General features: G+C 42.8%; 26 protein-coding genes. All 26 read right to left on the reverse strand.

Going from position 1 to position 25,245, the window contains the following annotated elements:
• Window positions 1-231 precede the first annotated feature (231 nt).
• The 26 genes from dprA to sdaAA all read right to left on the reverse strand — a co-directional run bounded on the left by dprA (window position 232) and on the right by sdaAA (window position 25,201).
• The gene (gene dprA / locus KYJ26_RS18670) at window positions 232-1,107 is read right to left on the reverse strand and encodes a DNA-processing protein DprA (RefSeq protein ID WP_219168902.1); all 876 of its coding nucleotides are present in this window, start codon (window positions 1,105-1,107) and stop codon (window positions 232-234) included.
• A 75-nt stretch (window positions 1,108-1,182) separates the two neighbouring features.
• Window positions 1,183-2,085, reverse strand: a complete 903-nt coding sequence (gene sucD, locus KYJ26_RS18675) for a succinate--CoA ligase subunit alpha (protein ID WP_098351794.1) — start codon at window positions 2,083-2,085, stop codon at window positions 1,183-1,185.
• Window positions 2,086-2,101: 16 nt separating this feature from the next.
• Window positions 2,102-3,262: an ADP-forming succinate--CoA ligase subunit beta gene (gene sucC, locus KYJ26_RS18680; protein ID WP_219168904.1), complete on the reverse strand. Its 1,161-nt coding sequence runs from the start codon at window positions 3,260-3,262 to the stop codon at window positions 2,102-2,104.
• A gap of 249 nt (window positions 3,263-3,511) precedes the next feature.
• On the reverse strand, window positions 3,512-3,793 hold the full coding sequence (locus KYJ26_RS18685; protein ID WP_219168906.1) for an EscU/YscU/HrcU family type III secretion system export apparatus switch protein: 282 nt from the start codon (window positions 3,791-3,793) through the stop codon (window positions 3,512-3,514).
• Complete coding sequence (locus KYJ26_RS18690; RefSeq protein WP_219168908.1) at window positions 3,790-5,553, reverse strand: hypothetical protein; 1,764 nt, start codon at window positions 5,551-5,553, stop codon at window positions 3,790-3,792. The genes KYJ26_RS18685 and KYJ26_RS18690 overlap by 4 nt, the downstream gene beginning before the upstream one ends.
• 154 nt (window positions 5,554-5,707) lie before the next feature.
• Window positions 5,708-6,490, reverse strand: coding sequence for a ribonuclease HII (locus KYJ26_RS18695; protein ID WP_219168910.1), 783 nt, complete (start codon window positions 6,488-6,490; stop codon window positions 5,708-5,710).
• 90 nt (window positions 6,491-6,580) lie between these two features.
• Entirely contained in the window at window positions 6,581-7,447 is an 867-nt protein-coding gene (ylqF, locus tag KYJ26_RS18700; RefSeq protein WP_219168912.1) for a ribosome biogenesis GTPase YlqF, read from the reverse strand.
• A gap of 28 nt (window positions 7,448-7,475) precedes the next feature.
• On the reverse strand, window positions 7,476-8,015 hold the full coding sequence (gene lepB / locus KYJ26_RS18705; RefSeq protein WP_308807572.1) for a signal peptidase I: 540 nt from the start codon (window positions 8,013-8,015) through the stop codon (window positions 7,476-7,478).
• Between the two features lie 176 nt (window positions 8,016-8,191).
• Window positions 8,192-8,536, reverse strand: coding sequence for a 50S ribosomal protein L19 (gene rplS, locus KYJ26_RS18710; protein ID WP_032088854.1), 345 nt, complete (start codon window positions 8,534-8,536; stop codon window positions 8,192-8,194).
• A gap of 136 nt (window positions 8,537-8,672) precedes the next feature.
• Window positions 8,673-9,407 carry a tRNA (guanosine(37)-N1)-methyltransferase TrmD gene (gene trmD, locus KYJ26_RS18715; protein ID WP_219169359.1) on the reverse strand — a complete coding sequence of 245 codons (735 nt, stop codon included), beginning with the start codon at window positions 9,405-9,407 and terminating at the stop codon, window positions 8,673-8,675.
• The gene (rimM, locus tag KYJ26_RS18720; protein WP_219168914.1) at window positions 9,407-9,925 is read right to left on the reverse strand and encodes a ribosome maturation factor RimM; all 519 of its coding nucleotides are present in this window, start codon (window positions 9,923-9,925) and stop codon (window positions 9,407-9,409) included. The genes trmD and rimM overlap by 1 nt, the downstream gene beginning before the upstream one ends.
• Before the next feature lie 17 nt (window positions 9,926-9,942).
• Complete coding sequence (locus KYJ26_RS18725; RefSeq protein ID WP_219168916.1) at window positions 9,943-10,329, reverse strand: YlqD family protein; 387 nt, start codon at window positions 10,327-10,329, stop codon at window positions 9,943-9,945.
• A gap of 231 nt (window positions 10,330-10,560) precedes the next feature.
• On the reverse strand, window positions 10,561-10,794 hold the full coding sequence (locus KYJ26_RS18730; RefSeq protein ID WP_219168918.1) for a KH domain-containing protein: 234 nt from the start codon (window positions 10,792-10,794) through the stop codon (window positions 10,561-10,563).
• Between the two features lie 12 nt (window positions 10,795-10,806).
• Entirely contained in the window at window positions 10,807-11,079 is a 273-nt protein-coding gene (gene rpsP, locus KYJ26_RS18735) for a 30S ribosomal protein S16 (protein ID WP_032088859.1), read from the reverse strand.
• Window positions 11,080-11,197: 118 nt separating this feature from the next.
• Window positions 11,198-12,541 (reverse strand): signal recognition particle protein, encoded by a 1,344-nt coding sequence (gene ffh, locus KYJ26_RS18740; protein WP_219168924.1) that lies wholly within the window; start codon window positions 12,539-12,541, stop codon window positions 11,198-11,200.
• A 12-nt stretch (window positions 12,542-12,553) separates the two neighbouring features.
• Window positions 12,554-12,865, reverse strand: a complete 312-nt coding sequence (locus KYJ26_RS18745; RefSeq protein ID WP_374939781.1) for a putative DNA-binding protein — start codon at window positions 12,863-12,865, stop codon at window positions 12,554-12,556.
• A 204-nt stretch (window positions 12,866-13,069) separates the two neighbouring features.
• Complete coding sequence (gene ftsY, locus KYJ26_RS18750; RefSeq protein ID WP_219168929.1) at window positions 13,070-14,059, reverse strand: signal recognition particle-docking protein FtsY; 990 nt, start codon at window positions 14,057-14,059, stop codon at window positions 13,070-13,072.
• Between the two features lie 15 nt (window positions 14,060-14,074).
• Entirely contained in the window at window positions 14,075-17,641 is a 3,567-nt protein-coding gene (gene smc / locus KYJ26_RS18755) for a chromosome segregation protein SMC (protein ID WP_219168931.1), read from the reverse strand.
• 11 nt (window positions 17,642-17,652) lie between these two features.
• Complete coding sequence (gene rnc / locus KYJ26_RS18760) at window positions 17,653-18,396, reverse strand: ribonuclease III (RefSeq protein ID WP_219168933.1); 744 nt, start codon at window positions 18,394-18,396, stop codon at window positions 17,653-17,655.
• Window positions 18,397-18,587: 191 nt separating this feature from the next.
• Window positions 18,588-18,821, reverse strand: a complete 234-nt coding sequence (acpP, locus tag KYJ26_RS18765) for an acyl carrier protein (protein WP_034755712.1) — start codon at window positions 18,819-18,821, stop codon at window positions 18,588-18,590.
• A 94-nt stretch (window positions 18,822-18,915) separates the two neighbouring features.
• Window positions 18,916-19,659: a 3-oxoacyl-[acyl-carrier-protein] reductase gene (gene fabG / locus KYJ26_RS18770; RefSeq protein WP_219168935.1), complete on the reverse strand. Its 744-nt coding sequence runs from the start codon at window positions 19,657-19,659 to the stop codon at window positions 18,916-18,918.
• Window positions 19,660-20,604 (reverse strand): ACP S-malonyltransferase, encoded by a 945-nt coding sequence (fabD, locus tag KYJ26_RS18775; protein WP_219168937.1) that lies wholly within the window; start codon window positions 20,602-20,604, stop codon window positions 19,660-19,662.
• 1 nt (window position 20,605) lies between these two features.
• Window positions 20,606-21,595, reverse strand: coding sequence for a phosphate acyltransferase PlsX (gene plsX / locus KYJ26_RS18780; RefSeq protein ID WP_219168939.1), 990 nt, complete (start codon window positions 21,593-21,595; stop codon window positions 20,606-20,608).
• Window positions 21,596-22,177 (reverse strand): transcription factor FapR, encoded by a 582-nt coding sequence (gene fapR / locus KYJ26_RS18785; protein WP_219168941.1) that lies wholly within the window; start codon window positions 22,175-22,177, stop codon window positions 21,596-21,598.
• Window positions 22,178-22,269: 92 nt separating this feature from the next.
• Entirely contained in the window at window positions 22,270-24,321 is a 2,052-nt protein-coding gene (gene recG, locus KYJ26_RS18790) for an ATP-dependent DNA helicase RecG (RefSeq protein WP_219168943.1), read from the reverse strand.
• On the reverse strand, window positions 24,308-25,201 hold the full coding sequence (gene sdaAA, locus KYJ26_RS18795) for an L-serine ammonia-lyase, iron-sulfur-dependent, subunit alpha (protein WP_219168945.1): 894 nt from the start codon (window positions 25,199-25,201) through the stop codon (window positions 24,308-24,310). The genes recG and sdaAA overlap by 14 nt, the downstream gene beginning before the upstream one ends.
• Between the last annotated feature and the right edge of the window lie 44 nt (window positions 25,202-25,245).

Here is a 25,245-nt window from a genome sequence, read left to right on the forward strand (position 1 = left end):
GCAAACGGAAACGTTTACACTTATATTCACATAGGTATGAAATTGATTTCAGTGTAGAATAGTATTGCACTTAACTATTTTTTTCTCTTAAATACAGTTTTGATACCTGTTGCAAAATGTATAACAGTTTTACCATAATTGCAACCATTTTGTATAAATAACTTGTATTTATTCAATTCTTCACGTGTGAAAAACGGTCTTGATCTACCATTTTTTCTTCATTTTTTCCGTTTAAACATGAAGTTCCGAAAAAATATCTTCTATTGATAAGACCATTTTTGCTCCTTCTTGAATGAGTGTGTTTGTCCCTTCTGCCAAAGGGTCATAGATCGAGCCGGGTATACAGAGCACTTCCCTTCCTTCATTCAATGCATAATCTGCCGTTATGAAGGTACCGCTCTTTTTTCTGGCTTCTGTAACCAGGACAGCGTCACTAAGACCACTGATGATCCGGTTTCTAAATGGAAAATGCCATTTTTCGGGTTTTGTATACGGTGGATATTCTGAAATAAGCAAGTGATGATTCATCATATACCCGGCAAGGTCAACATTCTGTCTTGGATAAATATGCTGGAACCCTCCACCCAGTACACCAATCGTTTCCCCCCCTGATCTTATCGCTTCTTTATGAGCGATCGTATCTGCACCCTTAGCGAGTCCGCTTACGATGACCACTTCTCTTTCGGTCAATTGAGGAATCATATTATGAAGAATTTTTTCAGTATAGAGGGTGGCATTTCTCGAGCCGATCACTGCCAATTTAGTTGAGCCTTGAAGCAGTCTCCTGTCCCCTTTTAAAAAGAGCAGGAAGGGTGGATCATATACGTTTTTCAATAATTCAGGATAATCATCATCGAACAGGGTGATCCACTCTATATCATTTTCCTCATAGAGTTTCATATAACGATGGGAAGGAAAGGAATGAAGGTCTTTATAGAAGAGTTCTATATTCATAGAGCTTGCAGTGGTTATTTGTTGGAGCTTGGTTGGGGATAGATTAAATATAGAGTGAAGATGACGATAGCTTTCTATCAGTCGTTTGATTCCTTTTATACCTATGCCCCTGCAATGATGAATATGAAAGAGCATTCGACGATTATCTTTCATTTACAACCTCCTGTACTTATATTTATCAAAGATAAAACTGAGACTGATAGCATTGCTATCAGTCTCAGAACTGGATTAGTGGGTTTTACATTTATCGAGGATACCCTCTTCTTTCAGTACCTTGATCAATGTTTCTCCCATATCTGATGGTGTCGGAGCCACTTGGATTCCACATTCATTCATCACACGGATTTTCTCATCAGCCGTTCCTTTACCTCCTGAAATAATCGCACCGGCATGGCCCATACGCTTCCCTGGAGGTGCCGTACGTCCACCGATGAATCCTACTACAGGCTTGGTCATATTGGCTTTGATCCACTCAGCTGCTTCTTCTTCAGCTGTACCGCCGATTTCACCAATCATGATGACCGCATACGTATCTTCGTCTTCATTGAAAGCTTTCAATACATCGATAAAGTCTGTTCCATTTACAGGATCTCCACCGATACCTACTGCCGTAGACTGTCCGATTCCAGCTTGTGAAAGTTGGTGTACGGCTTCATACGTCAGTGTACCAGAACGGGAAACAACCCCAACGTGACCTTTTGTATGGATGTAGCCAGGCATGATCCCGATTTTACACTCGTCAGGAGTGATGACTCCGGGACAGTTCGGCCCGACAAGGCGTGTTTTCTTACCTTCCATATAACGTTTAACCTTTACCATATCCAGTACTGGGATATGCTCTGTGATACAAATAGCCAAATCAAGCTCGGCATCTACCGCTTCCATGATTGCATCTGCTGCAAATGGTGCAGGAACATAAATGACGGAAGCATTTACGCCAGTTGCTTTTTTTGCTTCTTCAACAGTATTGAAGACAGGTACGCCTTCAACCTCTGTTCCGCCTTTTCCAGGTGTAACACCTGCCACGATCTGTGTACCGTATTCAAGCATTTGCTTTGTGTGGAAAAGAGCTGTTGATCCTGTAATTCCTTGTACAACAACCTTGGTATCTTTATTAATAAATACGCTCATTAGTCCCCCGCCTTTCTCAGCCTACTTGCTCAACGATTTTTTGTGCGCCGTCTGCCATGGATTCAGCTGCAATAATATTCAATCCTGATTGATTCAGGATTTCTTTTCCTAAATCGACATTCGTACCTTCAAGACGTACGACAAGAGGTACTTGAAGCCCGATTTGCTTAGCTGCTTCTACTACACCTGTTGCAATCACGTCACATTTCATGATTCCACCGAAGATATTCACGAAAATACCTTTAACGTTTTCATCAGAAAGGATGATTTTGAATGCTTCCGTTACCTTTTCTGCTGTGGCACCGCCCCCAACATCAAGGAAGTTAGCGGGATCTCCGCCATAATGCTTCACGATGTCCATCGTAGCCATGGCAAGACCTGCACCATTAACCATACAGCCGATATTACCGTCGAGGGAAATATAGCTCAGGTCATATTTAGATGCTTCGATTTCTTTTGCATCTTCTTCTTCAAGATCGCGTAATTCAATAACATCTTTTTGACGGTATAATGCATTTGAATCGAAGTTGAACTTCGCATCTAGTGCCATTACGTCTCCGTCACCCGTTACAACTAATGGATTGATCTCAACAATCGAAGCATCCTTTTGGATGTAAACATTATAAAGACCCATCATGAACTTTGCTGCTTTCCCAACAAGTTTTTGAGGAATATTGATATTGAAAGCAATGCGTCTCGCTTGGAAACCTGTTAATCCAACTACTGGATCAATGTACTCTTTAAAGATTTTTTCAGGTGTTTCTTCTGCTACTTCTTCGATTTCTGTACCGCCTTCTTCTGAAGCCATAAGGACAACCTGGGAAGTCGCACGATCGAGTACCAGACCTACATAATATTCTTTCTTGATATCACAGCCTTCTTCGATAAGTAAGCGCTTTACTTCCTTACCTTCAGGACCAGTTTGGTGAGTTACTAAAGTTTTACCGATTAACTCATCTGCATATGTACGCACTTCGTCAAGGCTTTTAGCGATTTTAACTCCGCCAGCTTTACCTCGACCACCTGCATGGATTTGGGCTTTAACTACATACACGCTGGAATCTAACGTCTTCGCCGCTTCTACTGCTTCTTCAGCTGTAAAAGCCACTTTACCATTTGGTACGGACACCCCGTAATTTCTGAGGATTTCTTTACCTTGATATTCATGGATATTCATTTTCCATCCTCCTATCAAACTCTTCAAAAAATAGACTGCGCTTTCATTGTATAAAATGACAGTATATATGTCTACCATTATGCTAAAAATATTATATTAATTTAAAAATTCTGAACATATTTTGATAGTATTCGTCCTCATCACGCCATGTTTCTTGAGGGTAACGCCCATAAATTATTATACTCAAAAAATATATTTTACATTTCGAACTATTGAATTCATATATTAAATACAGGGAAAAACCATTATTTATTCCTTTTTGGATATACCTCTGTCCAAACGATAGATGAATGCAAAGACTTCTGCCACTGCCCCGTATAATTCCTCCGGGATCGATTCACCGATATCCAGGTTCCCGAGCAGGGACAGAAGGCTCTTATCTTCTTGTACAGGTACACCATGCTCAGCCGCTTTTGAAAGAATGTTGTCAGCAATCATGCCTTTTCCTTTTGCTACGACTTTTGGAGCAGACCCATGATGCTGATTATACCCTAATGCGATTGCTTCTCTCCGCTCGTGCCGGCTTTTCATATTTTCACATCAACTCCGGAAAATGTTCGATTAGACTCATCACTTAAGATTTTATCTGATAGATTTGCATGTTTATCAGGGGCCTTCACCTTTAGGGTCGAAAACTGATAGTCAAGCTTATCCAGTCCTTCCTTCAACTCTGGAATGAATGATTGTGACAAAGCTTCGATCCCAGGGTGGTCATTCCAAATAGTTAGGGAAATCACACGATTTTGAACCTGCATATCGATCAATGTTTCATTGATTCCCTCCAGGTTCAAATAGAATAATACACGGCAGTAGTCCCCATCTATTACCCCCTTCTCTTTTTCTTTTCCTGTCCACTGTAATGTGATATCCGTGTTTCGCCCAAACAGATACAGTGGAAATTGTTGCACGATTGTCAGAAACGGAGATTGGTCCTGGGATTGAAGCACCTGATGGTTCATTTTCAGAACAATGTCATCTGCTAATTGGCGGATGTCTGGTGCAGAGTGATGCAGGCTTAGCCCAATGAGATGCTCCTTGAGTGTCTGACCCTGGATCTCATATCCTTTATGAAACTGAGCTTCATAGTTGATCCCGAAATCACCAATCACCCTTTTCAATACTTTAGCCAATTCTTCTCCCTTGAGTTGTTGAGTGAGTTCTAATACCGTTTGGTGATGAAGCTGTTGAAAGATCTTCTCCTGATTGGACGAAGGGACACGCCCTCCCCACATTTCTTCAAGTCTGGTCAGATTCTTCTCCAACAGATTCTCCTTTCCCGCCAATTTGACAAGCTGTTTTGCCGCTGATTCGGAAGCACCATCTTTGTTTCCCGTCAGTGTGTTCAACCATTTTTCAACAAGGGAGTCAGCTGCTTTTTGGGATTCCGGCCTGCTGCCAATCTTCGCTGAAATCTGATTCAGTTCATTCCGAAGATTCTCAGTTGAACGATTTTGGGGTGAAGTGCCTTGTAAAAGCTCTCCATCTCGCTTTCCTTCTGAAGTTTTCCCTTCCAGAATCATCCCTGTTAACCCTTCCTTCCATTGATGCATGAATGTTTCATTCGAAAAGAATCCAAGGGTCTTCAATAAATCAAAATGGCCCAATCGGTTTGAAAAGGTTTGGGAAGAATCTGCTAACCCAGTCAAGGCTTTGATGACAAGGTTTTCGGATATGATCATCCTTATAGGTTGCTGAAGCTTTTGAAGCAAATGAAGAGTGCCTGCATCCCTCCCTGTTTCCCTCAACTTTGAAGAGAGTGTGTCCAACATGGAAATGAAATCACCCTTTTCTCCGGATTTCATTGAAGAAAATATCCTGTCTGTAAACGGTAAATTCCTTTTTGCCATTTCAACAATTATCTTGATGTTAAGAGATGCCTCTTTGCCATTGACATACTTCTCTGCAAATAGAAGCATTTCTTTATGAATGGGTATCTTATTCTTCACAAGCTCCATCACTAATGAAGTCATTTCTTTCTCTTTGGTCGAAATGGATAGATGATGTAAGAGTTTGGATGCAATACTCTCCCCATCTTCATTTTGAGATGGTATCAACTTGAGGCTTATCCCACTCTCCGTTTGCTTCACCTCCACCCAGTACCGCTCTCCTTCTTTCAAAGGAGCTTCGAGTTTTGCCACAAAACGCTGACCATTAGCAGATACTTCTGCAGAATCATTACCCAATAGCTTATGTACTTTTATATTTAATACCTTTCCTTCTTGTAATGAAAATGGTTTCCCGCCCGCAGTGGGGAGTGGCTGACTGCCTGCAGGACCATGAATGTGGGTCATCTTTCTATCCCCCTGTCCCATGATTTAGTCGTAATACTGGAACTCATCCTTTTATATTTGGCTGTTTAAAAGCGCTGGGTGACAGAGCTTAGCGAGATTCTGTTTTCAAACGGATCATCTCTACGAAATACGCTTTGTATTTCCATTTTGTCACTTAATGACCGGAGTGAAGAATCTCTTTTACTGGTGCAAAGCTTTTTCGATGAAGAGGTGTGACACCTAATTGCTCCAATCCGATTAAATGGTCTTTTGTTCCATAGCCTGCATTTTTCTCGAAAGCATAGCCGGGATATTTCAGAGCATATTCCTTCATCATCCGGTCCCTTGTTACTTTGGCGATAATCGAAGCTGCAGCAATGGAAATGCTTTTCGCGTCTCCTTTAATGATTGACTGACTCGGATATGGTGATTGAATTTTCATTGCATCAATCAATAAATAATCAGGCTCAACCGGCAGCTCCACGATTGCTTCATTCATCGCCTTTTTCGTCGCTTGATAAATATTGATGGAATCAATCTCTTCAGCATGAACCATACCTATGCCAATTGATATGGCGTGCTTTTGGATATATTCATAATACTCTTCTCTTTTCGCCTCTGAGAGCTTCTTGCTATCATTCAACCCCGCCAAATAGAAGTTAGATGGCAGGATGACGGCTGCCGTGACGACCGGCCCTGCAAGCGGTCCCCTCCCCACCTCGTCTATACCTGCGATATGGGTAAAGCCCTGTTGGCGAAGCTCCGTTTCGTACCGTGTGAGAATATCGAATTCTTCTTTCTCCTTTTCCTGCTTCATCCGTTCCCGATCTAGCTGCATCAGAAGTTTCTGAACCCCTTTTCTATCATCCTGTTTCAATTCCTCCAAAATCGGATCAGAATCAGACAGTGTCCCGATCAATTCTTTTACCTCTTTGATCGTTCTATGTACTTTCGTCACGTTTCTTCCTCCTCGTATATATCGGATAATCCCTGCAAAAATAAAGAGGCTGTGTAAAAGAGATTCGTCCCTTTATCCAGCCTCTTTTCGTTATTCATCATGCTGCTCAGTTTCACCAATGAAATCAAACGTCATGGGTCCTAATTGTACATTCCGGATATCCCTGACGATAATTTCAGACGTCTTGTCATAATTCACTTCTCCGCCTGCCATCAGACAGCCCCGTTTTGCCCCGATCTTATCGAAGCTATCCACAACCTCTTCCGATATCCCATCGAGGCCGTAACGCTCTTCCAGTCGCTCAGGATAGTGTTCTGCAAGAAAGCGCAAACCATATACAGCTATATCCTGTAAGTTCAGGATCGTATCCTTGATTGCACCTGTTAACGCCAGTTTATAACCAACCTTTGGATCTTCAAACTTCGGCCACAGTATCCCCGGAGTGTCAAGCAATTCCAGCTCTTTACCGACTTTGATCCATTGCTGGGCTTTTGTAACTCCTGGGGTATTTCCGGTTTTCGCAATATTTTTCTTCGCCAACCTGTTGATTAATGTAGATTTCCCTACATTAGGAATCCCCACTATCATCGCCCTGATGGCACGTGGTCTCATCCCCCTCGACTTCATGCGGTCGAATTTATCTTTCAGGATTTCTTTAGCTGCCTGCACGATGACTTGAAGGCCTTTGCCTGCCTGTGCGTTTACCGAAAGGGCAGTGACACCCTGTTCATTGAAGTAGGCAATCCACTCTTTCGTCCTCTTAGGGTCAGCCATATCCGCTTTGTTTAATAAGACGAGTCGCGGCTTTTGACCGATAATTTCTTCAATCATCGGATTTCTTGATGATAATGGAATTCTTGCGTCTACTAATTCAATTACAATGTCTACAAGCTTTAATTTCTCAGTAACTTGCCTACGAGCTTTAGCCATATGCCCTGGAAACCATTGTATTGTCATATGACCACCTCCAAACGACTTTTTTCTATTATTTCACCAAACCGAAATCTTTAACAGGCCAATAGATCACTTTTGTGTCCCCGATCACTTCATCCGTCGAAACCGTTCCGATATGGCGACTATCCTTACTGAATCGACGATTATCACCCATCACAAAGATTTCCCCATCCGGAACCGTTTCTTCACCGGTAATATCCTTCAACGTGAAATCTTCGGTTAAGACACCACCGTTCAATTGGTCTTTGTATTCTTGTAAATATGGTTCAGCATAAGCTTTTCCATTAATATATAGTGTATCATTTTTATATTCTACCTTATCTCCCGGCAATCCAATGACACGCTTGATATAGTCCTTGTGTTCAGGCGCATGGAATACAACGATATCGAATCTCTCGGGCTCGCCAAGTTTACTTACAATCATTCGATCACCATTATGTAAAGTAGGCATCATAGATAAACCATCAACCACTATAGGTGCAAATAAGAAGAATCTGATAATAGCAGCCAAACCTACTGCAATCAACAGTGCCTTCATCCACTCCCACCACTCGTTTTTCTCCTTAACCACATCTCCACCACCCAAAATATTTTCTATCTTTTTCTATTCTACTAGAAATCCTTCTAATTCTCATTAAAAAAAGGTGGTTTCCCTAAATTAGTCTTGATTCTCCCTTAAGCCCAATATGACGAAAGGTTTTAGGAAAAGGAAAAGGAGCTTGTCTCCAAGCTCCTTTTCTTACGTTCTTATCGAATTTCTTTAATACGAGCCGCTTTACCACGTAGATTACGTAGGTAGTAAAGTTTCGCACGACGGACTTTACCGCGACGAATAACTTCTAACTTAGCGATCTTTGGTGTGTGTACTGGGAAAGTACGCTCAACACCAACACCGTAAGAAATTTTACGAACCGTAAATGTTTCGCTGATACCGCCACCGCGGCGTTTGATTACTACTCCTTCGTATACCTGAATACGTTCACGAGTACCCTCAACGATGTTAACGTGTACACGTACTGTATCACCAGGACGGAAAGATGGTAGATCAGAGCGAAGTTGTTCTTTCGTAATATCTTCGATTAATTTGTGCATCTTTTTCAACTCCTTCCAACAGATGCTCTTACAAAAGCGATAGATTGCAGCGGAACATCGGGATCAATGACTCTGGGAACTAACTCCTCAAGCCACAAAGAATATAATATCATATGGGCATGCAGGATGCAAGAGTCTATTTAGACTTTCTCCATTCTTCAATCCATGCCTTCTGCTCATCTGAAAGTGTATAACTCTCCAATAAATCGGGTCTTCTCTCGAAGGTTCTCCTCAGGCTTTCTTTCTCTCTCCATTCCTCTATCAGGCGATGGTTTCCGGAAATCAATTCGCCTGGTACCTTCATTCCTCTGAAATCGGCTGGACGGGTGTAATGAGGGTGCTCCAGTAGCCCTGACGAGAATGAATCCAGTATAGGGGAATCCTCGTTCCCCAGAACCCCTGGAAGAAGGCGTACAACGCTGTCGATGACCACCATGGCCCCAAGCTCCCCACCCGTGAGTACATAATCTCCGATGGATATTTCGTCTGTCACAACATGCTCCCTGATTCGTTCATCATAGCCTTCATAATGACCACAAATAAACACGAGGTGATCTTCTTTCGCAAGCTCCTCTGCCTTTTTCTGGGTATAGCGTTCTCCCTGTGGGCACATGAGGATGACTCTTGGCTTTAATTTTTCTTCTTTCTTCAACGCCTCAACTGCATCAAATATCGGCTGAGGCTTCAAGACCATACCGGCTCCCCCGCCGTAGGGATAATCATCTACCTGATTGTGTTTGTTATCCGCGTACTCACGGAAGTTAATCACATTATATGAAACGGCTTCTTTTTCAGTAGCTTTTTTTAAAATTGAGTCACCGAAGATACCTTCAAACATTCCTGGGAATAGGGACAGGACATCAATTCTCATCATGATAATAGACCTTCCATCGGTTCAATGGTTATGAGCTGCTCCTCGATATCGACACTGATCACAATATCCTCTATGTATGGGATAAGGTACTCTTTTCCCCTCTCTCCCTTTACTACCCATACATCGTTCGCCCCCGGACTCAGGATCTCTTTGACGGTACCCAGATCTTCTCCTCCGGTCGTCACGACCTTACAGCCTACAATCTCGTGGAGATAGTATTCCCCTTCGCCAAGTTCCTGCAGCTGGTCTTCCTGAACCTTCAGAATTCCTTCTTTGAACTTCTCAACCTCATTGATATTTTCAAAGCCTTCGAAGGTAAGTAAGTCAAAGCTTTTATGATTTCTGTGAGATTTGATCACAAGTTCGATTGGGTTTTGTCCTTTATTTTGGAACAAATAAAGGGTATTTCCTTTTTGATAACGTTCTTCAGGGAAATCGGTTGTGGAAACGACCTTTACCTCCCCTTTGACACCATGGGTATTGACAATCTTCCCTACATTAAACCACTTTTCCATCGCATTCACCTCTTGCATTAGCGTATTTCTTTCACGATACCATCTTCTATTACTATCGTCTTTGAAAGGGTTTCTTCCTCCCAATTGTCACCAACTTGGATGTCCATCATACCTTGGACCTCCTTTTCCTTCAGCTCGCTTCCAATTGGCAGGATGTCCAGCTGTTCCATCTGAAAATCCAAAAGTTTGATTTTCTCAGCACGCTCATTTAATTCTCTTTCAAAATGCTGATTTAATTTAGTTGACGGGTATTTCTTTCCCCTCTCAATTTTTTTCATTTCGAATTGCAGCTGGTCACTTTCCTTTTTCAAATGAAACTTCTGGTTTTCATATCGTCTCATCAGCAGGTCTTTACTCTTTTCAGTCAGAACCTGTTTAACTGTAATTGTATGTATCACTTTCAAACGTTCTTCCTCCTCCTTCTATTCACCCCTCACTGAAGTTGAGATCCTTAAGGGTGTTCTTAGGGGAGTGGCGGCTTGTATGAGGGCCTCATAACCCTCTTTTACTATCATACCATTGATTAGCAATATTCCCTATGAAAAAGGGGACTGACGTCTTAAGGCTAATAAGTAACCTTTATGGGTCAGTCCCCTAATTCCTATAGATGGTGTCAGGAGCTTATGAAAGCATCCTCACTCCACTATCTCTAAAAAGATTTTCTTCTGTTGTGAAGATCCTGCTGCAGCGTATACCACAGTTCGAATCGATTTAGCTACTCTCCCTTGTTTCCCAATGACCTTTCCCATATCCTCGGGATGAACGGATAACCTATAGGTTAAGCCGTTCGTTCCTTCATCCAAATCGACGCGGACAGCTTCAGGATGGTCCACCAAGGGTTTCACAATCGTTAGAATAAGATCTTTCATCGATCTAATCGATTACTTGCTGTTTTTAGCATTGTGGAATTTTTCCATAATGCCTTGTTTTGAGAATAAGTTACGAACTGTGTCAGATGGTTTCGCACCATTAGATAACCACTTAAGAGCTAACTCTTCATCAATTTTCACTTCAGCCGGCTTAGCAACTGGGTTGTAAGTTCCAACTGTTTCGATTTGACGTCCATCACGTGGTGAACGAGAATCTGCAACTACGATACGATAGAAAGGAGATTTTTTTGCTCCCATACGTTTTAATCTGATTTTTACTGCCATAATTAAAGCACCTCCGAATAGTTTCACACAAGTTAGTATAATATCAAATGTGTATTTTGTTTGTAAAGTGTTTTTTCTTAACAGTTCAATTTTTCTTTTAAAAAGTTGAACGAATTGCTTACATAAATGGGAATTTCATCCCTTTTTTCTTACCTTTTCCTTGCATGCCGCTCATCTGTTTCATCATTTTCTTCATGTCCTCGAATTGTTTCAGAAGGCGGTTCACCTCTTGGATGGATGTACCGCTTCCTTTGGCAATCCGTTTACGACGGGACGCATTAATGGTTTCGGGGTGAATCTTCTCATCACCCGTCATGGATTGGATAATCGCCTCAACGTGACTGATCTGCTTGTCATCGACTTGAATCTTATCCAGACCCTTCATTTTGTTAGCTCCCGGCATCATTTTGAGCAGTTCATCAAGTGGACCCATTTGCCGCACCTGACCTAATTGATCAAGGAAATCATCAAATGTGAAAGACATGGTACGCATTTTTTGTTCCAGTTCTTTCGCCTTCTCTTCATCCACATTAGCCTGGGCCTTCTCAATGAGGGACAATACATCCCCCATACCTAGAATCCTTGAAGCCATGCGCTCAGGGTGGAATGCTTCCAAGGCATCCATCTTCTCGCCCATCCCAACAAATTTAATTGGTTTTTCAGTGACGGAACGGATGGATAATGCTGCTCCGCCTCGAGTATCACCATCAAGTTTGGTCAGCACAACACCGGATATACCAAGAGCTTCATTAAAGCTTTGGGCGACGTTAACTGCGTCTTGACCAGTCATGGCATCTACAACGAGGAAGATTTCATCCGGGTTCGAGAGTTCTTTTATTTCTTTTAACTCTCCCATCAGGTTTTCATCGATGTGAAGTCGACCTGCCGTGTCAATGAGAACATAATCGTGATGTTCTTCTTTTGCCTGTTCAATGGCTTTTCTCGCAATTTCCACCGGACTTACCTGATCTCCCATTGAAAACACGGGAAGGCTCAATTGCTTTCCGATGGTTTCAAGCTGCTTGATCGCAGCGGGACGGTATATATCGGCAGCCACTAAAAGCGGTTTGCGATTGTGTTTCTTTCGAAGCAGGTTCGCAAGCTTACCAGTGGTCGTCGTTTTACCGGCTCCTTGTAAACCAACCATCATGATGACGGTTGGAGGACGTTTTGCAACGGCAATCTGACTTTGTTCGCCACCCATCAAGTTCGTAAGCTCCTCTTGAACAACTTTTATGACCTGTTGTCCTGGTGTCAGACTCTTCATGACTTCCTGTCCGACAGCCCGTTCACTTACCTTCTTGACGAATTGCTTCACCACTTTAAAATTAACGTCAGCTTCTAAAAGAGCAAGACGAACTTCACGCATCATTTCTTTAACATCCGCTTCAGAGATCTTTCCTTTTCCACGGATTTTTTGAATTGTACCTTGCAGTCGGTCGGCTAATCCTTCAAATGCCATTCATGCCGCCTCCTAATCCAATATTTCAAGATCATCAATGAGTTTTAAACAAAGAGAAGAATCGATTGATGGCTCTTCTATTTTTTGTCTTAATTGATCAAGAATCTCGTTGCGTTCCTGAAATTTATTAAATAATAAAAGCTTTTCTTCGTACTCCTCAATCATGGCCTCTGTCCGCTTAATGTTATCGTACACTGCTTGCCGGCTAACATTATATTCCTCGGCGATTTCACCCAATGAGAAATCGTCCAGATAATAGAGGGACATGTAGCTTCTTTGCTTTGGAGTTAACAAAGACTGATAAAAATCGTAGAGATAATTCATTCTGGTCGTTTTCTCCAGCACGGATATCCCTCCTTGTTAAGTGAAAAACCTTTACATATGAAGAATACAGTGTTTATGGGTGTTTGTCAAGGATACTTATTGATTTTTCATAGGTGAAACCCATTCCGTACTCTATGAAAAAAAGAGCAGCCTGCAAGACTACATCTTCAGAGTCTCACATCAGGCTGCCCTATCAAGTATGATTTATTCTTCTTGTTGATCTACGAGGGTTGAAAACAGTCCATATACGTACTTTTCAGCGTCGAACGGCTGAAGATCATCCATTTTTTCTCCCAGTCCTACATATTTAACAGGGATTTCGAGTTCGTTTCTGATTGCAAGTACAATCCCACCTTTTGCTGTACCATCCAACTTCGTCAGGACAATTCCTGAGACGTTTGTTGCTTCTTTAAAGGTTTTCGCCTGTACCATGGCATTTTGACCTGTGGTTGCATCAAGAACGAGCAATACTTCGTGAGGTGCTCCAGGAATTTCTCTTTCAATCACCCGCTTGACTTTTTCAAGCTCTTTCATTAGGTTTACTTTATTTTGCAATCTACCTGCTGTATCGCAAATAAGAATGTCTGCTTTTTTCGCTTTTGCAGATTGAACGGCATCAAACATCACTGCCGCAGGATCGCTTCCCGCTGCCTGCTTAATGACCGGTACCCCGACGCGCTCACCCCATACTTCAAGCTGTTCGATGGCTCCCGCACGGAATGTGTCACCTGCTGCAAGAACAACATTCTTACCCTGTTCTTTGAACATATGAGCCATTTTTCCGATGGTTGTCGTTTTCCCTACCCCATTAACTCCGACAAACAGTAAAACCGTCAGTTGGTCTTCCTGAATGTTCAGGGTACTGTCCTCTTCACGGTCCCCCTGGTAGATCTCAACGAGCTTTTCTGAGATGACAGATTGCACATCTTCCGTGTCTTGAATATTTTTCCGCTTCACTTCAAGCTTAAGTTCATCGATCAACTCCATGACGGTATCAAAGCCGACATCCGCTCCGATCAGGATTTCTTCCAGCTCCTCAAAGAACTCCTCATCGACTTTGCGGTATCTCGCGACCAGGTCATTCACTTTAGATGTGAAGTTGTTTCTCGTTTTACTTAAGCCATCTTTAAATTTCTCTGTTACATTATCACTCGACTGTGTAAATTTATCTTTAAGCTTCTTAAAAAAACTCACTTTCCCACACCCTTTTTAAGTTTCAAGTAGTTCCTTTGTTTCCTGTAATCTGACAGATACTAATTTAGACACACCGGATTCCTGCATCGTAACTCCGTATAGTACGTGCGCTTCTTCCATGGTACCTTTCCGATGAGTGATGACGATGAATTGTGTCTCGTCACTGAATTTCTTTAAATATTGGCTGAATCTCTGTACATTTGCCTCATCCAGTGCCGCCTCCACTTCATCGAGTATACAGAATGGTACCGGACGGATCTTTAATATTGAAAATAGCAGGGCAATGGCGGTCAGCGCCCTTTCCCCACCGGACATCAGCCCAAGGTTCTGAAGCTTCTTACCCGGAGGCTGGGCTACTATATCCACACCGGTATGAAGTAGATCAGACGGATCCGTCAGCTTTAACTGAGCTCTCCCCCCGCCAAACAATGCTTTGAACACTCCTTCAAATTCCTCCTGAATACTCGTGAAGGTTTGATCAAATCGTTTAATCATTTCCGTGTCCATTTCATTGATGACTAGATAGAGGGTGTCCTTCGCTTCTGACAGATCATTTTTTTGATCAACTAAGAATTCGTACCTTTCCTTGACACGTTCATATTCATCAATCGCACCCAGATTGACAGTCCCGAGTTCTTCCAGTGCCAGTTTCACTAGTTTAACTTTCTTCCTTGCTTCATCGACTTCTATCGTAAGGGGGTAATCTGCCTTCGCCGCTTCAAATGATAGCATATACTCATCTCTTAGATGATCAAGGCGGTTCTCCAGCTCAACATCAAGACGATTGATTTTCACTTCCTCGTCTCTTAATGCTCCGACCAGTCCTTTATGTTGACGCTTCAACTCTTTAAGCTCGAGCTCTTCATCTTCTACTTTTTGCTGAAGGGCTGAGCGCTCGTCCCGGCGCACAGCAATCAACCCAGAAGTTTCTTCCTTTTGAACTGCACACTCTTCAGCTTTTTTGCCGATCTGTTCTTCACCGGAGAAGTTATCCTTCATTTCGGTCTGCAGCCATTCAAGGTCATCCTCTAAAGTTGCTTTTCGCTTGTTTGTTTCCAGTATTGTATTTTGAACTCTTTTCAATTGATGGCGGCTGTTAACGAGCTGCTCATTCCTTGCAGCAAGTTCTGCCTTAATATCACTGATTTCATTCAGCAAAGCATCTTTCGAGGTACGTTCACTGTTTTTCTGACGCGTCAACTCACTAATCTTTTGATCAAGATCGGAAACCTCTTCACCTATTTTTTCGAGAGACTCTTCCAATTCCTTTGTTCTGGAATCATGTTTTTCCTTAATCGATGTAAACTCTCTTTTCTCCACGTCATATAAGGAAAGCCTGTCGTCAAGGTTTTGCTTGGACAATTCGATTTCACGGAGCTGCGAAAGAAGTTCCTGCTCTTTAAGACGCAAGTTCTCTCCTTTCACTCTCATTTCTTCCAGCTTCTTCTCGCGGAAAACGCTCTCTTCCTTGAGTGACTTCACTAGGGATTGAAGCTCGCCTGTCTGACTTTCCATAGCAGAAAGCTTTTCTTTCATCTCTTCAAGTTCACCTTTTCTGGATAGGAGTGAATTTTTCTTCTGCTTTACGGTACCACCAGACATCGATCCGCCGGGATTGACCACATCTCCATCCAACGTAACGATCCGATAGCGATATTGAACAAGCTTGGCTATTTCGTTAGCGCCTTTTAAATTATCTGTGATGATGACATTACCGACCAGGTTGGAAATAATCATTGTATAGCGATCTTCAAATTTCAGGAGATCCGCTCCAACCCCAACAAAAGAAGGGTGCCCTTTCAGCATATTTCTCTGACTTTCCGGAATCGATTTTCCTTTAATCACATTCATCGGCAAGAAAGTGGCGCGCCCATATTGGTTCTTCTTCAAAAAGGCAATCGCTTTTCGGCCATCCTCTTCGGTATTCACCACAATATGTTGCATCGAAGCAGCAAGAGCCGTCTCCATTGCCGTTTCATACGATTTTGGAACAGTAATAAGTTCAGCAACAGCCCCCTGGATGCCTGTTAACCGGCCTTCACGCTCCTTAAGGACTTCTTTCACCCCTTGGAAAAATCCTGAATAGTCTTCTTCCATTTCTTCCAGCATTTCTTTCCGGGATTTTGCTTGTTGAAGGTATTGAAAAGCCTGATACAGGGTTTTTTCCTGTTTTTCATATTTGGCTTTCACAGTTTCAAGCTTTTTCTGTTCTTCCCGGTACAGGAAGATATGCTCTTCGATATGTTCTTTTTGCTCTTGAAGTTCTTTCGACTTTTCCTTGTGGCGCAGATGTAATTCGTCACGCTGCGTGACATATTTTTCGTTTTCTGCCTCCAATCGGCCATTACGGCTCGATTGCTGTTCCAACTGCTGCTTCAGGTATTGAATTTCATTTTTCGCCGATGCTTGTTGATTTAGTTTTTCGATATAATCACTTTTATAAGATTCAATGACATCTTCAATGTTTTCATTGTAATGCTTGAATTGATTCTGTTTCGTTACAAGGAGTTCCTTTAGCCCGGATACTTCAGAATTGATTCTTTCAAAGTCAAGCTCTGCTTTCTCTTTTTCAGTAGCTAAAAGATCGATTTGTGTTTTTGCTTCCTCAATGGATTGCTTCAACTGAGATTCGTTTGTGGAAGAATTTTTCTTTCGTTCCACCAAAACCTGTTTTCTACCTTCAAGTTTCTCTAATTCCTCACTGGTAGCAAGGAGAACTTCCTGCAGGTTTGAGATGGACTCATCGAGAGCGGCTATTTTATCCCGCGTTCGAGTCAGGATTGCTTCTTTTTTGTGGATCGATGCAGAAAGGGACTGCTCCTCTTTCCCATGTTTCTCGAATTCATCACTAAGACGTTCCCACTGCTTATGTAAATCTTCAATGTCATAAACGGTTAAGGCAACTTCAAACTTCTCAAGTTCTTCTTTTTTCTCCAGATAATCCCTGGCCATAGAAGCTTGAATCTTCAGGGGTTCTACCTGCCCTTCCAATTCGTGAAGGATGTCATTTACACGATTAAGATTTTCCTGTGTTTCAAATAACTTATTCTCAGCCTTTTTCTTACGTGATTTATACTTTAATACCCCTGCAGCCTCTTCAAAGATCGTTCTTCTTTCTTCAGGCTTACTATTCAGGATTTCTTCTACTTTTCCCTGACTGATGATGGAAAATGCCTCTTTCCCCAGACCTGAATCCATGAAAAGCTCAATGATGTCCTTCAGCCTGCACGGCTGTTTATTTAGCAAATACTCACTATCTCCCGATCTGTAGACCCTTCTTGTGACACTCACCTCACTATAGTCGATAGGAAGTGCACCGTCCTCGTTATCAAGAACAAGTGTCACTTCCGCTATATTGAGTGCTTTTCTGGAATCACTGCCGGCAAAGATGACATCTTCCATTTTAGAACCGCGCAGGCTTTTGGCAGATTGTTCACCAAGTACCCACCTGATTGCGTCTATAATATTGCTTTTTCCACTTCCGTTTGGACCAACGACTGCCGTGACACCCGGGACAAACTCCACGGATATTCTTTCTGCAAAAGATTTAAACCCCATTACTTCTAGTTGTTTGAGGAACATCTTCTTTCCCCCTATTTAGCGTCTAGCTTCTGTTTTAACTTTTCCAGAGCCTTTTGTGCGGCTTGTTGTTCAGCCTCTTTCTTAGATCGGCCCTTTCCAATTCCCAGTTCTTCATCATTTAAACTCACTCTGGAAATGAATTGGCGATTATGGGCCGGACCGCTTTCTTCCAAGATACTATATTCGATCATACCTGCGCTGCCTCTTTGAACCAGCTCTTGTAACTGACTCTTGTAATCCATCACATGAGAAAAAGCACCGACATTAATCTTTGGATAGACAACTTTTTCAAGGATTGAAACGACCGTCTCTAACCCTTGATCCAAATATACCGCCCCGATAAAAGCTTCGAAGACATCGGCAAGCAGAGCCGGTCTCTCACGTCCCCCGGTCATTTCTTCCCCTTTTCCCAGGAGAATGAGTTCACCGAAGTTCAATTCGATTGAAAACTTCACCAAGGATGGCTCACAAACGATGGCCGCCCTTAATTTCGTAAGTTCACCCTCGCTCATCATGGGATACTTCTTGAAGAGAAATTGAGATACCGTCAATTCCAGGACGGCGTCACCGAGAAATTCTAAGCGTTCATTGTCTTCATAAGGCTTGCGACGATGCTCATTCACATAGGATGAATGAGTAAAAGCTTGTTTAAGGAGTTTTTCGTCTTTAAATTGAATTCCCATTTGATTTTGAAATGTCTTGAATTTCAAATCATTTTTATGTTTAGATAATCCGTTTCTGCTTTGCTTTCGCATAAGGCACTCCACCTTGCTAATATGTTCTCAATGTATACTAATCAAGTTTATTCTAAAAAAATGATTTACGCAAAAAATTCTTGCGTGTGAGGTTAGAACACAAATAAACTTGGTAGAGATGAAGCCCCTACCAAGTTTTAAATGGTTTGAATATAAGATGACAGGTGCCATCTGTCAATTCAATCTAACGATTAAGCCTTTGCTTGTATGTAGTTCACAGCATCACCTACTGTGCCGATTTTTTCAGCATCATCGTCAGAGATTTCCATGTCGAATTCATCTTCAAGTTCCATAACCAGCTCAACTACATCAAGGGAGTCAGCTCCTAGATCTTCTTTGAAAGAAGCTTCAAGAGTTACTTGAGATTCATCTACACCTAGACGATCAACGATAATTTTTGTTACACGATCTAATACTTCTGCCATTTTTGTCACCTCCCCTCAAGTATTATAGAGCATTTTGACCTCTAATGAAAAGAGTATACATGAAAACGATGAATATTTTATTATTTCCTTACCTTTACATGACCATTCCGCCATCGATGTGGAGAGTTTGTCCCGTCATATAAGCAGCTGAATCAGAAGCAACAAATGTTACTGTCTTTGCGATATCTTTCGGGTCCCCAAAACGGCTGAGAGGGATTTGCTTCAGCATTTCATTGCGGACATCTTCAGGAAGCTTATCTGTCATATCCGTGGAAATGAATCCAGGAGCAATCGCATTCACCGTGATGCCGCGTGCTGCTAATTCTTTGGCCGTAGTTTTCGTCAATCCGATTACACCGGATTTGGCTGCTACATAGTTTGCCTGTCCCGGATTCCCGCTTACTCCGACTATGGAAGAGATATTGATGATTCTTCCACTTCTCTGCTTCATCATTTGGCGCGTAACGGCTTTCGTACAAAGGAAGACACCTTTAAGATTGATGTTGATGACATCATCCCATTCCGTTTCTTTCATCCTCATCAACAAATTATCTTTCGTGATGCCGGCATTATTCACAAGGATATCGATAGAACCAAATTGACCGATCGTTTCCTTCACCATGGCCTGAACCGCTTCACCATCCGATACATTACACTGGACAGCGATTGCTTCTCTGCCTAAGCTCTTGATTTCATCTACCACTTCGTTTGCTTTCGCTTCGCTTCCCGCAAAATTCACTGCAACATTACAGCCTTCACGGGCAAGTTCAAGAGCAATCTCTCTTCCGATTCCACGGGATGCTCCCGTAACAAGTGCCACTTTACCTTCTAAATTCATTTACGCTTCCTCCTTCAAGGCCTGAATGGTTTGTTCCAAGGATGCTTCATCTTGAACGGAATAAGTCTTCACTCGTCTGTTTACTTTTTTCACTAATCCTGAAAGGACTTTACCCGGTCCTACTTCGACAAATGTATCCACGCCCAACTCAAGAAGCTTCTCAACTGTATCTTCCCATTGAACAGGGGAGAATAATTGTTCAATTAATAAACGCTTGATCTCTTCACGTTCGGTCACAGGTTTGGCAGTTACGTTTGCTATGACTGGTACAGAGGCATCTTCAATCACAATCGAATCCAGAATCGATACAAATTGATCCGCAGCAGGCTTCATCAATTGAGAATGGAAGGGCCCACTGACTTGAAGGGGGATGACCCTCTTTGCTCCAGCTTCTTTCGCTTTTGCCGATGCAAGCTCCACACCCTTCACCGTACCTGAAATGACGATCTGTCCAGGACAATTTAAATTTGCGAGCCCGACGATATGACCCTCTTCCGTTACTAGGTCGGTAACTTCCTTAAGGGAATCTCTATCCATACCAAGAACAGCCGCCATCGTGCCTTCTCCATCCGGAACTGCTTCTTCCATGAATTCCCCTCTTTTACGGACAGCATACACACCATCTTCAAATTTCATGGCACCTGAAGCAACCAGGGCAGAATATTCACCTAAGCTGTGTCCGGCTGTATAGTCCGCCGTAATTCCTTCAGCTTTTAAACGATCGAGGATAGCCATACTGGTCGTTAATAACGCAGGCTGTGCATTTGTAGTCTGCGTAAGCTCCTCCTGTGGACCTTCAAATATGACTGAAGAAAGATTTGTACCCAATCTTTCATCTGCTTTCATGAAATACGACTGTACCTCAGGGTATTGATCAGCTAAATCCTTTCCCATTCCCACCGTTTGGGAACCTTGTCCAGGAAAGATGAACGCAATTTTACTCATATTATTCCACACTCCCCTTAATAGCATCTTTAATAGTATTGGAAACGTCGTGCTTCACCATTTCCCTTGCCTGTCTCATGGCATTATATAGCGCCACTTCATTCGATGAGCCATGGGCTTTGATTACCGGGGCCTTTAGCCCAAACAATCCTGCTCCGCCATACTCAGTATAATCAAGCATATTCTTTAATCCTTTAAGGTCATTCTTCACCAATCCTGCAGCAATTTTATTTTTCGTTGACGCCGTAAAGGTCTTTTTAAGCATGGAGAAGACAGAAAGTGCCGTTCCTTCGATGGTCTTCAACACCATATTACCAGTGAAACCATCTGTTACGACTACATCGGCCGGTCCATCCAGCAAGTCCCTGGACTCTACATTTCCGACGAAATTTATTGGCAGGTCCTTCATTAACTGGAATGACCGTTTCGTTAATTCATTTCCTTTTTTGTCTTCTGTCCCAATATTCAATAACCCTACGCGTGGATTTTTAATTCCTCTCACATTTTCGGCGTAAATGCTCCCCATGAGGGCATATTGCGCAAGATGCTCAGGCTTCGCATCAACATTTGCACCCAAATCAAGCATAAGGAATCCATTTCCGTCAAGGGTAGGTAAAGTTGGAGCAAGGGCTGGGCGTTCGATGCCTTCGATTCTCCCGACGATAAATAGTCCAGCCGTCATCAGAGCACCTGTGTTCCCGGCAGAAATACACGCATCGGCTTCCCCGTTTTTGACCGCCTGAGCCATCAGTACCATGGACGCGTTCTTTTTACGCTTTACAGCTCTGACAGGCTCGTCGGTCCCCTCAATCACTTCATTTGTGTGTACGATTGTCAGCCTGTCTGAAGGAGTGATGTATTGTTTGATCTGTTCTTCATCACCATATAATAGCACTTCAATATCATTAAATTCATTCAATGCTCGCTTCACACCGAGTACGATCTCTTTCGGGGCATGATCTCCGCCCTTTGCATCAACGGCTAATTTCATCTACTCTTCATCCTTTACAGATTTTTTAGAGCGATACATTTCAAATTCACCTGTAAAAACGAGCTCACCACCGACTGCACTTTGAACTTCTACCGTTGTTCGGTCCTTTTGATCCTTCATATGTATCACTTTTGCTTTCGCTACTACCCGCTCCCCTTCTTTTACAGGTCTGGTAAAACGGATCGTTGACTTGGCGGTCAAGGCCAGGTCATCATTTATGACGGCTACTGCAAGTGAATTTGCTTGAGCGAACAAGTGATGTCCCCTTGCAATTCCGTTTCTGACAAAAACATGCTCCTGCTTCACGTCAAAAATGGAAATAGCACTTTGGTCTAATTCTATATCAATAATTTCTCCAATAATTTCTTCGATAGGCAATGACTTTACTTCGTCTTCAAACGATTTCTCAGCCACATACTTAATTCGTTCACGAAGCTCAGGTATGGATAATTCCATACGATCCAAACGGATTGTCTGAACACTCACCCGAAACCGTTCCGCTAATTCTTCATCAGTAATGAAAGGATTTTCTTTAATCGTGTCTGTCAGGTTTCCCTGTCTTTCTTTTTTCGAAAGTCTCAATATTAACACCGTCCAGTATTAGTACTAGGTACTAATAGTAGTATATAATCTAAAAAAGCAGATTGCAAGAAATAATCTCACAATCTGCCTTTCTAGTCCAGCTTTTCCCCTTCTAATATTCCTGACCTGGCCAAATACTCCCTGAGCGGTTCGAACTCGGGATCATGCCAAAAATGGTCTGATTGAATCAAAGTAGCAGCATCATCCCTAGCGACTTCCAATGCCCGGTAATCATGCACCATATCGGCCACTTTGAACTCCGGCATACCACTCTGCTTTCGGCCGAAGAAATCACCCGGCCCCCTCAGCTCAAGGTCTTTCTCACTAAGAACAAATCCATCATTTGTTTCGGTCATGATCTTCATCCGTTCTTTCCCGACTTCGGTCTTCGGTTCAGCAAGGAGAATACAATATGATTGATGTTCTCCCCGTCCTACCCGTCCTCTCAGCTGGTGAAGCTGACTCAAGCCAAATCGTTCTGCATCATAGATGAGCATAAATGTCGCATTCGGAACATTCACACCGACCTCTACAACGGTAGTGGAAACAAGCACTTGAAGATGATTCGCACTAAACTCCCGCATGACTCCATCTTTATCTTCAGGATGAAGTCTTCCGTGCATGAGTCCGACTTTGTATCGACCTTCGAAATAGTGGACCAGTTGATTATAAACGTCTATGGCATTCTGCACATCCAGCTTGTCTGACTCTTCGATCAGCGGACATATCACATAAGCCTGACGCCCCTGATCTAATTCTTTATCCATGAACGAAAGCACCCTGGGTAACATATCCGCTTTCGCCCAATAGGTTTCAATCGCCTTTCGTCCTGCAGGCATCTGATCGATGATACTGACATCCATCTCACCGAATACCGTGATGGCAAGTGTCCTTGGAATCGGGGTCGCAGTCATGAACAATACATCAGGGCTCTCTCCTTTTTCTCTAAGGACCCGCCTTTGATTGACACCAAAACGGTGTTGTTCGTCGGTGACAACGAGACCAAGGTGTTTGAATTCAACATCTTCCTGGATCAGTGCATGGGTTCCAATGAGAATATCGATTTCTCCCTCTTTCAGCTTGTCCAGTAATAGACGTCGCTTCTTTCCTTTTACAGAACTTGTTAGAAGGGCGACGGAAAGTCCCCTGGGAGAAAGCAGTTCACTGAGGGAGTTCGCATGCTGCTCTGCTAGAATTTCCGTCGGGACCATCAAGGCCCCCTGATATCCTGCTGTCACACTGGAAAAAAGGGCAATGGCAGATACAACCGTCTTACCGGACCCCACATCCCCTTGTAGGAGACGATTCATCCGATAAGGAGATTTCATATCTGCTGATATCTCATTCACTACCCTTTTTTGGGCATCTGTCAATGGAAACGGCAAAGATTCAATGAATGCTTTAACCTTATCCAAATCGTAAAGTTGTTGTATACCGGAAGAATGTTCCCTTTCGAATTTTCTCAGGGCCTGCATCTTCAATTGAAACAGCAGAAATTCCTCATACACGAATCTCCTTCTCGCCTGTTTCATATCTTCGGTGGAATCTGGAAAATGAAGATGATACAAGGCATCTTTCCGACTAGAAAGCTTATATTTTTCCATCAAATGAGAGGGTAGATTCTCGGTGATCATATCGCTATATTCACTGAAGCCCTTTTTGATGAATTTCCTGAGAGTATTGTTTTTCATTGTGCCCTTCAATGAGTAAACCGGCTCAAAATCACCCTGCTTGTCCTGAGGTCCAGAGTGAAAATACTGGACCGTTATGATTTGTCTGTTTTTATCCCATTTACCTGTCACAGTCACCGTATCATGAAGATTTATTTTCTTCTTCAAGTATGGCTGATTAAAAAACACAGCTTGCACTAAATTCCTGCCCACCAGTATCCTCACGGTCAATCGTGATTTCTTTCTGCCATAAAACATCAGTGCAGGTTCAGAATGAACTTTCCCTTCAACTGTGACCCGCTCATCGTGTGCAACTTCTTCCAAATCCCTTAGCCTGTAATCCTCGTAGCGATAGGGTAAATATTCCAACAGATCCAGAACAAAAAATATCCCCATATCATTCAGCTGTGAAGCTGTTTCTTCACCAATCCCCTTGATGTTCTGGATCGTCAGTTCTCCATTACGAGTCTTCACGTTTACTCAGGGAAACCCCAAAGATTTTTGCTTCAAGCTCTCTTCCGGTCGGTGTAGCCGCCAGACCCCCTTGAGCCGTTTCACGCAGTGCCACCGGCATTGTTTGACCGATTTTATACATGGCATCAATCACTTCGTCACAAGGAATCCGACTAGTAATGCCTGCGAGAGCCATATCTGCCGCAACCATCGCATTGGCAGCACCCATCGCATTGCGTTTCACGCATGGAACTTCTACGAGACCCGCAACGGGATCACAAACGAGACCCAGCATATTCTTCAAAGTGATCGCCATGGCTTCTGCTGATTGACTAGGCGTACCTCCTGCCATTTCAACGATGGCGGCAGCAGCCATTCCACTTGCAGACCCCACCTCTGCCTGACAGCCTCCAGCTGCACCTGAGATCGATGCGTTATTTGCCACAACAAAGCCAAAGGCACCAGACGCAAATAAAAAGCGGATCATTTCATCCTTTGTAGGATTCAGCTTGTTTTTCACAGCAAACAAGGTTCCCGGCACTACCCCCGCAGATCCCGCAGTAGGTGTTGCACAAATGGTCCCCATCGCTGCATTCACTTCGTTCGTTGCTACCGCTTTACTGACCGCATCCAATATCGTATCACCGCACAATGAACGTCCTGAATCAATATATTTCTGCAGTAATACTGCATCACCGCCAGTCAATCCTGAATGGGATTTAACACCTTCAAGACCTCTCGCTACTGCCTGCTCCATTACTTCCAGGTTCTTCTCCATCTGACTGTAAATTTGTTCAAATGTTTTACCTGTAAACTCCATTTCCTGTTCGATCATAATATCAGATATTTTCTTATTCTGACTTTCAGCAAGTTCAACCAACTCTGCTACATTTCGAAACATTCCAATAACCTCCTCGCCTCATGTAAACGCTGTCATTATAGTAA

Origin of the sequence: Rossellomorea orangium (assembly GCF_019334305.1) — a bacterium.
In the GTDB taxonomy this organism is placed as follows: Bacteria; Bacillota; Bacilli; order Bacillales; family Bacillaceae_B; genus Rossellomorea.